Origin of the sequence: Paenibacillus sp. FSL R7-0302 (assembly GCF_038006885.1) — a bacterium.
Lineage (GTDB): Bacteria > Bacillota > Bacilli > Paenibacillales > Paenibacillaceae > Paenibacillus_AQ.
Genome location: NZ_JBBOWB010000002.1, coordinates 113,253 through 126,607 on the forward strand (window position 1 = coordinate 113,253; position 13,355 = coordinate 126,607).

Sequence of the window (13,355 nt, forward strand, 5' to 3'; positions counted from 1 at the left end):
CACCTGCCTTCCAGGCCCGGCCCCCGGATGAACGCCTTGCCCCGTCTCATACGAGATCACGGCTCTTCAGCCGGTGAAGCGTCCATCTGGAGAACAGCTGAATCGATAACACGCCCAGCACCAGCGTCCCCCACATCAGGGGAGAGAATAGGCCCCACTCCTTGGATACAGCGACCGTTGCCAGCAGTATGCTGCCTCCAGTCAGATACACCATACCGGACACACCCAGTGCCAGCAGCAAGATCACAGAGATAGACCAGAAGTAGATGACACCGCTGACCGAGAACTCAATCATAATATACATGCCTGCGATAATCAGACTGTAACCGATCCAGGTAAAGGCAAAAGCCAGATATGAAGTAAGCGGCAATTCAGCACGTATTCCAGGGTTGAGCGCATAGAGCAGGCTGAAATAGATTGTACTGTTCATGGCAACGGCGAACAGGGTGTCCAGCTTTCTTTTACAGAGAACAGCAGCTAACGGTACCGGCAACGCCCGCATATACGCCAGCATCCGGGTATAGGAATCCTCCGAGATATATTTCATGGTCCGCCGGGAAAAGGTGATCACGAGCATGAGCATCGTCGTCACCATCAGAAAATCACTGAGCAGCTGCTTATCGTGTCCAGTGAGCGTATCGTCGATGACCATTCCCGTAATTGCAGAAAAGTATCCCATGAACACGATGGCAAACAGCAGCGCCCACAGCAGCTTCCAGCGGTCACCGCGGAATTCGCTGCGTACGATGACCCACGCTTGCTTTAATGTTGTCATAACTTCTAACCTCGCTTTATTCGTCTTGAACGGCAGGAGCCGGCAGATCAGCTAACTTCGGTGTGCATCTGTGTGTGCTTACTGTATATATCTATATACACAGTATATGACCTGCACTTTCCACTGTCAACTGATTACCTCTGCTATTTTTATTATTTCGATTTTCATGTACAAAAAAACCCCGCACATAGGCGGAGTCTGGACTTTATTATTGGAGCATGTGCGGGATTTGCGGCACAAGTGCCGGATTTTCGATGCAACAAACCACATGAAGCTAAGTCTGTATGTATACTTTGACGTTTTTTGTCGTACAATATCACTTATGCGACTTTTTTTGAGTAAAACATGATAAATCATGCATACTTGCGCATACTCAAGCAGCAATGCGTTTATTATAGGTCATTTCCTAACTTCTGTATAGAAACTTCGCTGGATCATCCCCTCTGCTTCCACAATTTCGCTTCATTCGTGCCTCTGCAATTTTTGTCGAATCTAATCTATTGAATGAACATGCGCAGGCTGTCCTCTACAAAATCCGGGGCAGCCTTTTGAATCTGCTGAACGGTGTGGAGATAACGCTGGGTGGTGTTGATGTGGGAATGCCCCAGCGATTCCTGAACCTGCTGAAGCGACGCTCCCTGGAGCAAGGCCAGTGTGGCATTCGTATGCCGCAGCCAGTGCGGGGTCAGCTTTTTCTCAATCGTGCTGGCTGCTCCGGCGTTCTTAATAATCCGTTCTACCTGCCGTGAAGATAACGGAAACATTCTCTGCTCCGGGGTGACCTCTTCCTTCCTTGGCAGGGTATCAGACAACTTGGAATACAGCTGCCACAGGGTCGGCGGAACCTTAATTTCTCTGGGCTTGCCCCCCTTGCCGTTCTCCACGGTCAGCCAGACCGAGGTCTCCAGCAGATCATTATGGAAATCCCCCCACTTCATCGCCGTCAGCTCTGACACCCGCAGACCGAGCACTACCAGCGTCAGCCCGATCAGATAATTGCGCAGTCCTTGCTGCTCCAGTACATTCAGTAATTCTCCCACCTCCCGTTTGGTCAGGAAGTTTTTGCGGCTGGTCACGGTTATTTTGGGGATGCGCACCGAGGAGGTCGGATTCACTGCAAAGATCCCGATATGCTGGTCACTCCCCCATTTATAAAAAGACTTCAACGGCGCAAGGAATGCCGCTATGCTTGCCGGTGCCAGCTGCCTCTGATAGCTGTAGCCCCCCTGCGTCAGGAAAATCTTATACGCCTCCATCTCCCTCCAGCTCACTGCCCGCAAGGAGGTGCCTGCAATAAATCTGCGGAAATCGGCAATCGCCCGCTTATAATTCCGACCTGTATTAACATTCGTACAGCAGGTAGCCATAAACATCTGAACAATCTGATCATCGCTTAGGTAGCCCTCTTCCGGGTACACCAAGCTGAGCGCCGTACGGCTAAATTCGGTCTGTCTCATTCTTTTTTCATCACTCCTCAGGATTAGACATGTCGCATAAGTGATATTGTACGACATTCTTGTGGTATTTTGTCCCATTATCTCACAGGAATGGCTAAAGAGCGGAATACACAAGATCAGCAGAAGGTAACGCGAAGAACTCAGGAGGGAGACGGAGACAGAATAGCGGCTGCGGGCCAGCTAAGTACTATGAGAAGCCGGAGGGTAACTATGGAGACCGTTTTGCAGAAACAATATGTTGAATTCGGGATAGATCACGAGCATTATGCGATCCCGATCTCAGATGTCCATGAAATTATAAGAATGCAGGAAATAACGGAAATCCCCAGCAGCCGTCACTATGTGAAGGGCATTATCAACCTCAGGGGTAAAATTGTGCCGGTGCTCAGCCTTAGAGTACTGCTTCAGATGGAGGAAGTGGACCCGACCAAGCACACACGCATTCTGGTGGTCCATCACCAGGAGGAATCCCTGGGCGTCATTGTCGACAACGTGAATAAAGTGACAACCTTCAGCGATATTCAGCCTGCACATGACAGCATCTCCGGAATCAGCAGCTCCTTTTTCAACGGAGTAGGCTTCTCTTCTTCCAAGCTGGTCGGCATTCTGAGGCTGAATGAGATCCTGCTGCGCGACTAAACAAAGGCTACACGGAGAGAAGGCGAACCATGGTTGATTTATCGGAATACCGAGAGATATTTCTGGAGGAACTGGAGGACCAGCTGCAGCTGATCGAGGATGAGGTGCTCAGGCTGGAGCAGGTCGGGGAGACAGAAGACGGAATCCAGCAGTTCTTCCGGGCGGCCCACACCCTTAAGGGCTCCTCGGCCTCTATGGGCTACAACGGGCTGAAGGAAGTCACGCATCATCTGGAGCATCTGCTTCATCAGATGCGGGGAGGGGAACGGACGGTCACGCCGGAGCTGATCCGCCTGTTCTTCGAAGCGCTGGATGGAATGCGCGCGCTGCAGAGCGAGATCGCTGCTACGGATCAGGAGACCACAGATGTGTCCGGTCTGGTGCAGCGGCTGAGTACATTCGCAGCGGAGGAGCTGCAGAAGACGGAGGATAAGGCCCCCGCTGTGCAGACCAGTCAGGCAGAGCTTCCCCTCCAGCTGTTCTGGGTGCATGTGTGGCTCTCTTACGGCTGTGAGATGAAGCTGCCCCGTCTTCACCTGATCGATGCCAAGCTGCGGAGTGTCGCTGCGGTCCTGCGCATGAAGCCGGAGCTGGAAGAGATAGAGGACCACGACAGCCGGATCGACGAGGCCTCCTGGCTGCTGTCGCCTAAGATTGATATCGAGGAGCTCCGTCAGGAGGTCTTATCCATTATGGATGTTGAACGTATATACATAGAAGAAGTGCTTAACGATTCTCCGCGTCCCGGTGAATTCGTGAGACCGCCCCATCCGGAGGTGGGGAGCCGGGAGCTCCCGGAAGTCCCAGAATCCCCGCCGTCTGCCGCTGACAAAACCAAGCCGCAAACGATCCGCGTCCAGGTGGAGCGTTTGGAGAAGCTGATGAACCTGGCGGGTGAGCTGGTCATCGACCAGACCCGGTTCCATCTGCTGAACCGCAGATTCCACCAGCAATACGGAACCAATGATCTGACAGAGGAGCTGGGCCAGCTTGCCGACCATCTGGCTATGATTACTGGGGAACTGCAGGAGAGCATGATTAAGGTGCGGATGCTGCCGATAGAGCAGCTGCTGAGCCGTCTGCCCCGCATGGTCCGGGACTTGTCCGGCTCCCTGAACAAGCAGGTTGAGCTGGTTCTTGAAGGCAAGGAGACGGAGCTGGACCGGACGCTCATTGAGGAGCTGGGCGACCCGCTGATCCATCTGCTGCGCAATGCCGTTGACCACGGCATAGAGACCCCTGAAATCCGCCGCAGCGCCGGCAAAAGCGAGACCGGAACCGTCCGCGTCGCCGCCTCCCATGAGGATAATCAGGTCATCCTGGTCATCGAGGATGACGGGGCCGGGATTGATTCCAGCCTGATTGCAGAGTCTGCTCTGCGGAAGGGCATCATTACGGCTGAAGAGGCCGGCGGGATGACTGAGGATGAGGCGCTGCGGCTTATTTTCCGGCCCGGCTTCTCCACCGCCCCGCACATCAGCGATATTTCCGGCCGCGGGGTCGGGATGGATATCGTCCGCAATGATATTGAACGGATTAACGGCATGATCGATATCGAGACCACACGGGGGCAGGGCACCCGCTTCCGGATTCGCCTGCCCCTGACGCTCGCCATCATCCGGGGGCTTCTCGTTCATGCCGGGGGAGCCACCTTCGTGATTCCCATGAGCAGTGTGGCCGAGATTGTCCGCGCCGCTCCAGAGGAGATCAGCTCTGTCCGGGGGCAGCCTGTCATTACCGCACGGGGCCAGCTCGTACCGGTGGTCTGGCTGCAGGATGTCTTGCGGCTCCCCGCAGGCGCGGGCGGCAGTTCAGCATCCATTCCGCTGATTATCGTGGGGCGGGGAGAGAAACGGCTGGCACTGGCCGTGGATACGCTTATCGGCAATCAGGACATCGTAATCAAATCGCTCGGCGCCTACATGGGCAAGACTGAGAACATATCAGGAGCTACCATCCTGGGAAATGGAAATATCGCTCTGATCATAGATACAGCCAGCTTATTTTTCAATACGGGAGTCTTCGCTTAACAAAATCATCTTTACTGGGGGAAACAGGTATGAAATGGTTCTATAATCTAAAAACTAGCGTGAAATTAATCTCGTCCTTCCTGACCGTCGCTGTCATTCTTTCCTTCGTGGGCCTCTACGGTCTCAGCAACCTCGGCTCGATTAATAAGAGTCTGGATGATATGTATGTGAACAATCTGGTTCCCGTCTCCTCCCTGCAAAGCTCACAGAACAGCTTCTCGGTCATGCGCGTTATCGTCAGGGATCTGTACATTAAGAAGACCCCTGAGGAACGCCAGCAGCGGGTGGACGATTATAAAAAAGAGAAGCAGAACGTACTCGATAACATCGCGGCCTTCCGCAAAACCAAGCTGAGCGCGGAATCGGTTCAAGCCGTTGCCCCTTTTGAAGCCGCATGGAATGACTATCTGTTAACGTACGATTCTCTTGTCAGCCTCTCCCTGACGGGACAGGACGAGAAGCTGCTGGAGATGCTGCGCGGCAGCACGCTTAACAACCAAGGCGATACCTTGAAGAATATTCTGAACGAGCTGATTCTCACCAACACCAGGGAAGCGGATCAGGCCCGGCAGAATGGAGCCGCACTCTATAGCTCTTCGCGTAATATTACCCTCAGTATCATTATCGGTGCAGTCATTCTGTGCATCCTGCTAGGGTATATCATCTCCCGGATTATTTCTAATCCGCTGGCGAAGGTTGTCAAAGTTCTCTCGAAGGTGGCTGACGGCGACCTGCGCAGCCAATCCGATATCGACACCAGAGATGAAATCGGCATCCTGGCTGCCAAGGTGAACGAGATGGTTAGCAACCTCCGCAACACAGTGGGCTCCATCCTGCTGCATTCCCAGAGCCTGTCCGCCGCCGCCGAGGAGATCTCCGCCAGTACGCAAGAGGTGGCAAGCGGCAGCACAACCACAGCGGATGATGCCGGGACCATCAGCGAGTTATTCAAAGAGCTGTCCAGCGCGATCCACTCTGTAGCCCAGAATACCGAGCAGGCCTCGGTGATCTCCGATGAGACCGTTACGATTGCCGAGAACGGGAACAGCATCATTCAGGAGTCGATGGAGAGTATGCAGGCTGTCAGCGGGCAGATGGCTAAGCTTGAGGAGGACTCGCAGAAGGTCGGCGAGATTATCGATGTCATCGAGGATATTGCCGATCAGACCAACCTGCTTGCTCTGAATGCCGCCATTGAAGCCGCCAGAGCGGGGGAACAGGGCCGCGGCTTCGCGGTGGTGGCCGACGAGGTCCGTAAGCTCGCCGAGCGTAGCGGCGAGGCCACGAAGCAGATCACCAGCATCATCAAGGGGATGCAGGTGAATACCCGCTACAGCGTGAGCGCTGTGCAGGAGAGTGCGGAGCTGTCGCAGAAGACCGGCGTTTCGTTCCATCAGATCGTGACGATGGTCAACAACGCCGGCCAGAAAATCTCCGAAATCGCCGCCGCCAGCGAAGAACAAGCAGCCCAGTCCACCAACGTCCTCGCTGCCGTGGAGAGCATCTCCGCCACCACCCAGCAGTCCGCTGCCAGCAGCGAAGAGACCGCCTCTTCCGCCCAGTCCCTGGCCAGCCTGGCCGAGGAGCTGCAGAGCACGGTGTCTTCGTTCCGGTTGTAGCTCTGGATTCATTCAGGTGCCTGCAAGCTCTCTTTCGGAGCTTGCAGGTTTTTTGGATTTTTGGCGGAAGCAGGCGGGCGGGTAGGCTTTCGCCAAGCCAATGTAATCGGTTTTTCGATTACATTTTGCCCATACGCTCGCCGCCAGCCCAATGTAATCGGTTTTTCGATTACATTTCGCACGCACACCCTCCGCCAGCCCAATGTGATCGGTTTTTCGATTACATTGCGCCTGCACGCTCGCCGCCCGCCCAATGTAATCGGTTTTTCGATTACATTTTGCCCATACGCTCTCCGCCAGCTCAATGTAATCGTTTTTTCGATTACATTCGGCCCACTCCAAGCCCCTAATCCCAAAAAAGCCCGCCCCTCCCCCGCAGCAGCGACAGATGGACAGGCTTTTCCCATATCATCCCGGGCTTCTCTTCCCTCGGCTTAAGCGCCCAGGATAATCTCCCAGACCGGCTTCGTATGTCCGCCAGGATAGAAGATATACAGCAGTACATAGACGGCGACTCCCGTAATAGCGGTGATGAACCAGATGACGGAGGTCACTCTGCCCCACTTGCGGTGCTTGGCATACTTGGCCTTGAAGCCGAGTGTCAGCGTGGTGATGCCGAATACGGCAGCGACGGTAGCCAGTATAATGTGGAAGATCAGGAAGACATGGTAGATCGTCGTCAGATGCTCAGGACCACCCCAGGAGGTATTGCCCACGAATATCGTTCTGGACGAATACACCAGGAAGAACAGAATCGCTGCCACCGCAGCCGCAATCATCGTCTTCTTGTGCGCTTCGCGTTTGCCTTGAATGATCTGTCTCCAGCCGATGGCCACCAGCACCGCGCTTATGACGATGAACGATGTACTGATCGTAGGAAACAATGTGAAAATATCCATGAATATCCCCCTCGGTACTTACCAGCTCATTATAGGTCAGACCTCCTCCGCCAGGGCAGAGGATGGCGCGGACACTTCCGTGTCCTCCTGTCCATTCTCTTTTTTATACCAATGATAGAACACATAAGCAAGCATCGAGGCGAAAATAAATTCCTGAATGAACTTCATCACGATGCCGCCGACCTGCTGATCTACCTTGGGGGACAGAGATCCGAAGAAGCCGGGACCGCCAAAAGCCTGCAATAATGCAGCCGGACTCTGCGGTACACAGTAGCCCATCGCCTTCGCCCAGGTGCCCGGGTCGCTATACGTAGCATAGAGGGGGGAGCCCGCAAAAATAATCAGCCCGCAGGCCGGTGTCAGCAGCACCATGTTCAGGAAGATGAAGCCCACCTGTCCCAGACCACTAAGCGCCCGGTATTCCGGCAAGGGGTTGATCAGATTCCACCACATCAGTGCCGAGGTCAGGAACAGGACGCCATAATACAGACGGTGAACGGTGAAATGCAGCATGACATAATCATGGATGGCCGGGATGTGGTAGAGCGAGAACAGGCCATTGAAGAGCAGGGCCGCCACTACCGGCTTAGCGAGAAAAGCCAGTCCCTTCAGCGGATTCACCCGCAGCAGAGCGCGCCAGCACCAGTCGGGGATACCAAGCATAATCAGCGGGACCGCCACCAGATAGGATAAGGCCATACTCACCATATGGAAGGAAAATAAGATATGTCCCAGCAGACTGACAGGTCCTCCCTGCGCAAGATAGAGGGCCAGCATTCCGCATAAGAACAGCCCCCTCCGCCAGAAGGGGACTGCAGTGCTGCCCTCAAAACGGGAGGCCAGCGGACCGATCAGCACAAAATATCCGGCAGTCAGGAGGAGCATCAGGGCCAGAAACAACGGACTCCATAGTTCCGTAAAGCTGAAATATTGCAATCCCGGTATCATCCTCAAGACCTCCCCGGAGATAGAATCAATCCCACCATACCCAATAGAGCGCCATTACAATACAGGTGCCTGCGATAAAAAAGCCGCCCAGCATGAAGATAATCGGGAGCATATGCCCTTTGTCCTTCAGATGCATCCAGAAGCCCATCTGCAGGAACACCTGCAGCACAGCCATTACCAGCAGCAGGATGATCGCAAAGGTAGCATTCACCCCTCCGGCCGCCACCGCAGCAAAGGCGATCAGCGTCAGCACCACCGAGAACACAAACACCACAATATGCCGCTGCGGTCCTTCCGGACGGTGCCGGTGCTTCACCGCAGAATCTGAAGAAGGCTGCTTCGTCGTCATGGCTTCACCCCACCTTTCCGAGCAGGTATACGACTGTGAAGATAAAGACCCACACCACATCAATGAAATGCCAATACATCGCCGAGACATAGATTTTCGGTGCAGTAACGACCGTCAAGCCTTTATGCGCCAATTGTCCAATCAGCACGGAGATCCACAGAATCCCGAAGGCGACATGGGCACCGTGGAACCCGACCAGCGTATAAAAGGCCGAGCTGAACGCACTCGTCGTCATCCCGAATTCCTCATGCCGGATGTATACACTGAACTCGTAGATCTCCAGGATCAGGAAGGCAAGGCCGAGCAGGACAGTCACCACCAGCCAGTTCCGTAGCTGGGCCACATTCCCCCGGTGCATGGCCTGAATGGCGAACACACTGGTCAGACTGCTGACCAGGAGGAGGAAGGTCGCTGCCGCAACCAGCGGCAGATGGAATAGCTCAGCCGCAGAGGGTCCCTCATTCGTCTGATTGCGCAGCGCCAGGAAGGTAGCGAACAGGGTGCCGAAGAGCACCGCCTCCCCTCCGAGGAACAGCCAGAAGGCCAGCACTTTATTGCGTCCTTCCAGGGTCGCTTTCTCGGGTTCATGCGGGAGTGTACCGTCCGCCGCTTCAGCATGTGCCGTTGTCATCTCTGCTCACCTTCCTTCCAGCTCTTCGGGTTCAATATGCCAGCCGTGATCGTCGAACAGCGACCGCATCAGCATCGATCCGAAGGTAATAAGAAGCCCCAGCGCCGTAACAATATAATTATTGAACAGGAAGCTCATGATGCTGCTGCTGAATTCATCACGGCTGAACATAAAGCCAAGGCCCGCAATGAAGATACCGACTGACATCAGGAACGGCAGAATCGTGGCTGACGGCATATGAATCGGACCAACCGGCTCCGCCGGGGTCATCGCCTTATGCCCGGCCATTTTCTCTTTCCAGAAAGCATCCAGGCCCCGCACCAGCGGCGTCTGCTTGAAGTTATATTCCGGCGGCGGCGAAGGAATCGTCCATTCCAGGGTCCGCCCGTCTTCCCACGGGTCTTCCGGCGCATCTGCCGGCCGTCTGGAGGTCAAGAACACATTTACAAGGAAGATAATCATGCCCACTCCCATCAGGAACGCCCCCACCGTACTGACCAGGTTGAGCGTATCGAACTGCTGGTTCGGCAAATAGGTAAATACGCGCCGCTGCATCCCCATCAGTCCCAGGAAATGCTGCACGAAGAACGTTAAGTGGAACCCGATAATGAAGGTCCAGAAGGTCCACTTGCCCAAGGATTCGCTGAGCATCCGCCCGAACATCTTCGGCCACCAGTAGTGCAGACCTGCGAACAGCCCGAGCACCAGACCGCCAACGATTACATAGTGGAAATGCGCCACCACGAAGTACGTATCATGGAACTGGAAGTCTGCCGGCGCGGAGGCCAGCATCACCCCGGTTACCCCGCCCATCGTGAAGGTAGGAATGAACCCGGCCGCGAACAGATTCGGGGTCGTGAACCGCACCTGTCCGCCCCACATGGTGAACAGCCAGTTGAAGATCTTGATCCCTGTCGGGACGGCAATCAGCATGGTAGAGACGGAGAACAAGGCGTTCGCGACCGGACCGAGGCCGGTGGTGAACATATGATGCGCCCAGACCATGAAGCCCAGGAAGGCGATCAGAATTGTCGCGAAGACCATGGAGCTGTACCCGAACAGCCGCTTGCGCGAGAAGGTCGGAATGACCTCGGAGATGATGCCGAAGGCCGGGAGAATCAGAATATACACTTCGGGATGGCCAAAGATCCAGAAGATATGCTGCCACAGCACGGGATTGCCCCCGCCGGCAACATTGAAGAAATTGGCGTCCAGAATCCGGTCGAAGGTAAGCAGGACAAGTCCTACGGTAACCGCAGGGAATGCAAACAGTATAATGGCTGAGGTAATGAAGGTAGCCCAGGCGAACATCGGCATCCGCATGAAGGACATCCCCGGTGCACGCATCGTGATGATGGTAGCCAGGAAGTTAATCCCGCCAATCAGTGTACCGAGGCCGGCAATTTGCAGCCCTATCGTATAAAAGTCCACTCCGTGCGAGGGGCTGTAGCCCGTACTCGATAGCGGGGTATAGGCCGTCCAGCCCGCATCCGGCGCGCCGCCCATCACCCAGCTCAGGTTAAGCAGAAGACCGCCGAACAGGAAGGTCCAGAAGCCCAGCGAGTTGAGAAAAGGAAAGGCGACATCCCGCGCGCCGATCTGCAGCGGAATCACCGCATTCATCAGCGCGAAAATGACCGGCATGACGCCAAGAAAGATCATAGTCGTGCCGTGCATGGTAATCAGCTCGTTGAAGGTCTGGGCATCCAGGAAGGTATTCATCGGCTTGATCAGCTGAATACGGATCAGGATCGCCTCCAGGCCGCCAATGCCGAAGAAAAGGCCGCCGGCCCATAGATACAGGATGGCTATTTTTTTGTGGTCGACGGTGGTAATCCAGTCCATCAGCCCGGTATGCCGCTTGGCACTGTGGCCGGGCTTCAAGGGCTGGGAGGGCTGCAAGGATTGCGCTGCGTGAGCCAAAGAACGTACCCCCTTATCAAATATGCTGCTTCCGCTTCAGTCGTAGTCCCCTAGTCCAGCGTATAACCGGCCAGATATTCGGCAATGCCGTCGATCTCTTCATCACTTAAGCCCATATCCTTCGGGCTCGGCATCTTGTTGCCGGGCTTCACGCTCTGCGGATCATGCAGCCAGGTCTTCAGATTCTCCAGGACCGGGGCCCCGTCTTCGCGGGTGTCATCATTAAGCAGAATCCCGGCAACGGATTCACGGGAGCCGATTCCGGTCAGGCTTGGAGCCACCGGTGATGCAGGCATGCTGCCAATCGCATGGCAGCTCAGGCACTGGGACTTGAACTTCTCAGCCAGCACCGGGTCCTCCGGCATTACAGACTCCGGCGCCTTCATCGAAGCCACCCACTTGTCAAAGGCCTCACCGCTGACCGACTTCACCTTAAACTCCATGAACCCGTGGGAGGGTCCGCACAGCTCCGCGCATTTCCCCCGGTAAACGCCTTCATTCGGCGCACTGAAGCTGAAGCGGTTCACCGTGCCGTCGGGATTGGTGTCCATTTTCCCGGCCAGCGAGGGTACCCAGAAGGAATGCAGCACATCCTTGGTGCTGAGCTCAAAGGCAATGTGCTTACCTGTAGGAATAATCAGATCCTGCGCGGTCGTTATTCCGTAATCCGTATATTCGAACTCCCACCAGTACTGGTGGCCGGTCACCTTGACCTTGATGGCGTCCTTGTCATCCGAATGATCATTGCCGGCAGCGAAGACCACCTTCACTGTAGGAATCGCCAGCACAATGACGAGAATAAGCGGGATGACTGTCCATAGCACCTCCAGCTTGAAGCTCCCCTCCACTTGCTTAGGAATCTCATCCTGATCCTTCTTCCGGCGGAAGCGAATCCATACATAAGCCGCAATGGAGAAGACGATCAGCAGCACCACAATCATGATCGTGATCGACAGCTTCATCAGTCCGTAAGAGCTTTCCGCTACGGGTCCCTGCGGTCTGAGTACCGACAAGTCCTCCCGCCCGCATCCGGCCAGAAGGAGTCCAAGTGCTGCTGTCATGGGAAGAAGCCGCTTACCAGCCTGCCACGTTTTCATCATTGATCTACCCCGCTTTTCCCGAATTCGTAGATTAGAGTATTTTCCTGTCAATTATAACAATCACTATTAATATAAGTTCGGTCTACGGTTTTGTCAATCGTTCACAACAAATTCACATAATCATTTTGGAGTCGCGGAAAGCTTGTCAATACTGATTTTATAAGCGCTTTCAATTTTTCCGGAAAACTGTTAAACTACTTCTGAAGCGTATTCATATGTATTTGTGTCTAAACATTCATTTGACATACGAAGATGATCTGCAAATTGCATACAAAAAAAACCGATTCCAGAAGCAGCACGCTGCCCGGGCACGGTTTATGAGAATCCTCATGGATGCTTCGCTATGGATGTTATCGCTTGAATATAGATTAAATGTAGTTGTCGGCATCAAACAGCAAGAAACAGAATCACTCGCTCTGCCGGCTTCTTCAGGAGACGGAAGAATTCATTCTAACCAGCTCATGCTCCACAACCATGGTCAGCTCTTCCTCATAGCCTCCCGTGATCCGATACTTCCGGACGTACTCTTTCACAAATTTCTTGGGATCTTTGGGCCGGAAAATACGTGTCATTTCCCGCAGACTTTCCTTGACTTCGTTATGACCTTTACTTGCCATGATCAGTTCCCTCCCAAAACATTGAAAATGAATGCTCCGTTGTAGAGAATGCATGATGAAAAGTTCGCCGTAACCTTGAAATGCAAGTAAGAAACCATTACACATACGCGGCTTGCATTACCCGTCCAGACTACCATTCCATGAACTTGGAAATCCGCCTTGCCGGTGAAGCAGGTTCGTCGTGATTTGGGCTGAGAGTAAGGATGTCCCACTGCAAAGACACCTTGACACTTTAATTACCCGAAGAGCCACTTGCTGAATCACTCCTTTCGGGCCTTATCGTTATATTGTATCATATTCCAGATTAACTTCCACCTTTCCATGTAAAAATACAAATGGAAATTTTTTATAGTATATGCTTGCCCAAC

The 13,355-nt window shown here is 54.0% G+C and carries 13 protein-coding genes; 3 read left to right on the plus strand and 10 right to left on the minus strand.

Annotated features, from left to right (window positions below; genetic code table 11):
• Positions 1–46: 46 nt before the first annotated feature.
• Both MKY96_RS26190 and MKY96_RS26195 read right to left on the minus strand, forming a co-directional pair.
• The gene (locus MKY96_RS26190; protein ID WP_340944965.1) at positions 47–775 is read right to left on the minus strand and encodes a hypothetical protein; all 729 of its coding nucleotides are present in this window, start codon (positions 773–775) and stop codon (positions 47–49) included.
• Positions 776–1,272: 497 nt separating this feature from the next.
• A complete protein-coding gene (locus MKY96_RS26195) occupies positions 1,273–2,232 on the minus strand; it encodes a tyrosine-type recombinase/integrase (RefSeq protein ID WP_340944968.1) in 960 nt (319 codons plus the stop codon).
• Between the two features lie 210 nt (positions 2,233–2,442).
• On the opposite strand from MKY96_RS26195, the gene MKY96_RS26200 reads away from it, so the two are divergent.
• From MKY96_RS26200 to MKY96_RS26210, 3 genes are read left to right on the plus strand one after another with little or no spacing between them, the layout of a single operon-like run.
• A complete protein-coding gene (locus MKY96_RS26200; RefSeq protein WP_340944970.1) occupies positions 2,443–2,871 on the plus strand; it encodes a chemotaxis protein CheW in 429 nt (142 codons plus the stop codon).
• A gap of 29 nt (positions 2,872–2,900) precedes the next feature.
• Positions 2,901–4,901: a chemotaxis protein CheA gene (locus MKY96_RS26205; protein WP_340944973.1), complete on the plus strand. Its 2,001-nt coding sequence runs from the start codon at positions 2,901–2,903 to the stop codon at positions 4,899–4,901.
• A 29-nt stretch (positions 4,902–4,930) separates the two neighbouring features.
• Positions 4,931–6,520 carry a methyl-accepting chemotaxis protein gene (locus MKY96_RS26210; protein ID WP_340944974.1) on the plus strand — a complete coding sequence of 530 codons (1,590 nt, stop codon included), beginning with the start codon at positions 4,931–4,933 and terminating at the stop codon, positions 6,518–6,520.
• Positions 6,521–6,532: 12 nt separating this feature from the next.
• Here the strand turns inward: MKY96_RS26210 and MKY96_RS26215 are convergent, their stop codons facing one another.
• The 8 genes from MKY96_RS26215 to MKY96_RS26250 form a co-directional block, all read right to left on the minus strand.
• Positions 6,533–6,862: a hypothetical protein gene (locus MKY96_RS26215; RefSeq protein ID WP_340944975.1), complete on the minus strand. Its 330-nt coding sequence runs from the start codon at positions 6,860–6,862 to the stop codon at positions 6,533–6,535.
• A 92-nt stretch (positions 6,863–6,954) separates the two neighbouring features.
• A complete protein-coding gene (locus MKY96_RS26220; RefSeq protein ID WP_340944979.1) occupies positions 6,955–7,419 on the minus strand; it encodes a DUF420 domain-containing protein in 465 nt (154 codons plus the stop codon).
• Positions 7,420–7,455: 36 nt separating this feature from the next.
• A complete protein-coding gene (ctaG, locus tag MKY96_RS26225) occupies positions 7,456–8,364 on the minus strand; it encodes a cytochrome c oxidase assembly factor CtaG (RefSeq protein WP_340946759.1) in 909 nt (302 codons plus the stop codon).
• Positions 8,365–8,392: 28 nt separating this feature from the next.
• Positions 8,393–8,716 (minus strand): cytochrome C oxidase subunit IV family protein, encoded by a 324-nt coding sequence (locus MKY96_RS26230; protein ID WP_036722158.1) that lies wholly within the window; start codon positions 8,714–8,716, stop codon positions 8,393–8,395.
• Positions 8,717–8,720: 4 nt separating this feature from the next.
• Positions 8,721–9,347: a cytochrome (ubi)quinol oxidase subunit III gene (locus MKY96_RS26235; protein WP_036722156.1), complete on the minus strand. Its 627-nt coding sequence runs from the start codon at positions 9,345–9,347 to the stop codon at positions 8,721–8,723.
• Positions 9,348–9,353: 6 nt separating this feature from the next.
• The gene (ctaD, locus tag MKY96_RS26240; protein WP_340946761.1) at positions 9,354–11,192 is read right to left on the minus strand and encodes a cytochrome c oxidase subunit I; all 1,839 of its coding nucleotides are present in this window, start codon (positions 11,190–11,192) and stop codon (positions 9,354–9,356) included.
• A 128-nt stretch (positions 11,193–11,320) separates the two neighbouring features.
• Entirely contained in the window at positions 11,321–12,370 is a 1,050-nt protein-coding gene (gene coxB, locus MKY96_RS26245) for a cytochrome c oxidase subunit II (protein WP_340944983.1), read from the minus strand.
• A 428-nt stretch (positions 12,371–12,798) separates the two neighbouring features.
• On the minus strand, positions 12,799–12,987 hold the full coding sequence (locus MKY96_RS26250; RefSeq protein WP_019913840.1) for a hypothetical protein: 189 nt from the start codon (positions 12,985–12,987) through the stop codon (positions 12,799–12,801).
• Positions 12,988–13,355: the final 368 nt, after the last annotated feature.

Bases quoted from the DNA above. Each gene is read 5' to 3' on its own strand.
- MKY96_RS26220 (WP_340944979.1), bottom strand. From the start codon at position 7,419: ATGGATATTTTCACATTGTTTCCTACGATCAGTACATCGTTCATCGTC.
- MKY96_RS26235 (WP_036722156.1), bottom strand. From the start codon at position 9,347: ATGACAACGGCACATGCTGAAGCGGCGGACGGTACACTCCCGCATGAA.
- MKY96_RS26205 (WP_340944973.1), top strand. From the start codon at position 2,901: ATGGTTGATTTATCGGAATACCGAGAGATATTTCTGGAGGAACTGGAG.
- MKY96_RS26195 (WP_340944968.1), bottom strand. From the start codon at position 2,232: ATGAGACAGACCGAATTTAGCCGTACGGCGCTCAGCTTGGTGTACCCG.
- MKY96_RS26190 (WP_340944965.1), bottom strand. From the start codon at position 775: ATGACAACATTAAAGCAAGCGTGGGTCATCGTACGCAGCGAATTCCGC.
- MKY96_RS26250 (WP_019913840.1), bottom strand. From the start codon at position 12,987: ATGGCAAGTAAAGGTCATAACGAAGTCAAGGAAAGTCTGCGGGAAATG.
- MKY96_RS26200 (WP_340944970.1), top strand. From the start codon at position 2,443: ATGGAGACCGTTTTGCAGAAACAATATGTTGAATTCGGGATAGATCAC.
- ctaD (WP_340946761.1), bottom strand. From the start codon at position 11,192: ATGGACTGGATTACCACCGTCGACCACAAAAAAATAGCCATCCTGTAT.
- MKY96_RS26230 (WP_036722158.1), bottom strand. From the start codon at position 8,716: ATGACGACGAAGCAGCCTTCTTCAGATTCTGCGGTGAAGCACCGGCAC.
- coxB (WP_340944983.1), bottom strand. From the start codon at position 12,370: ATGATGAAAACGTGGCAGGCTGGTAAGCGGCTTCTTCCCATGACAGCA.
- MKY96_RS26210 (WP_340944974.1), top strand. From the start codon at position 4,931: ATGAAATGGTTCTATAATCTAAAAACTAGCGTGAAATTAATCTCGTCC.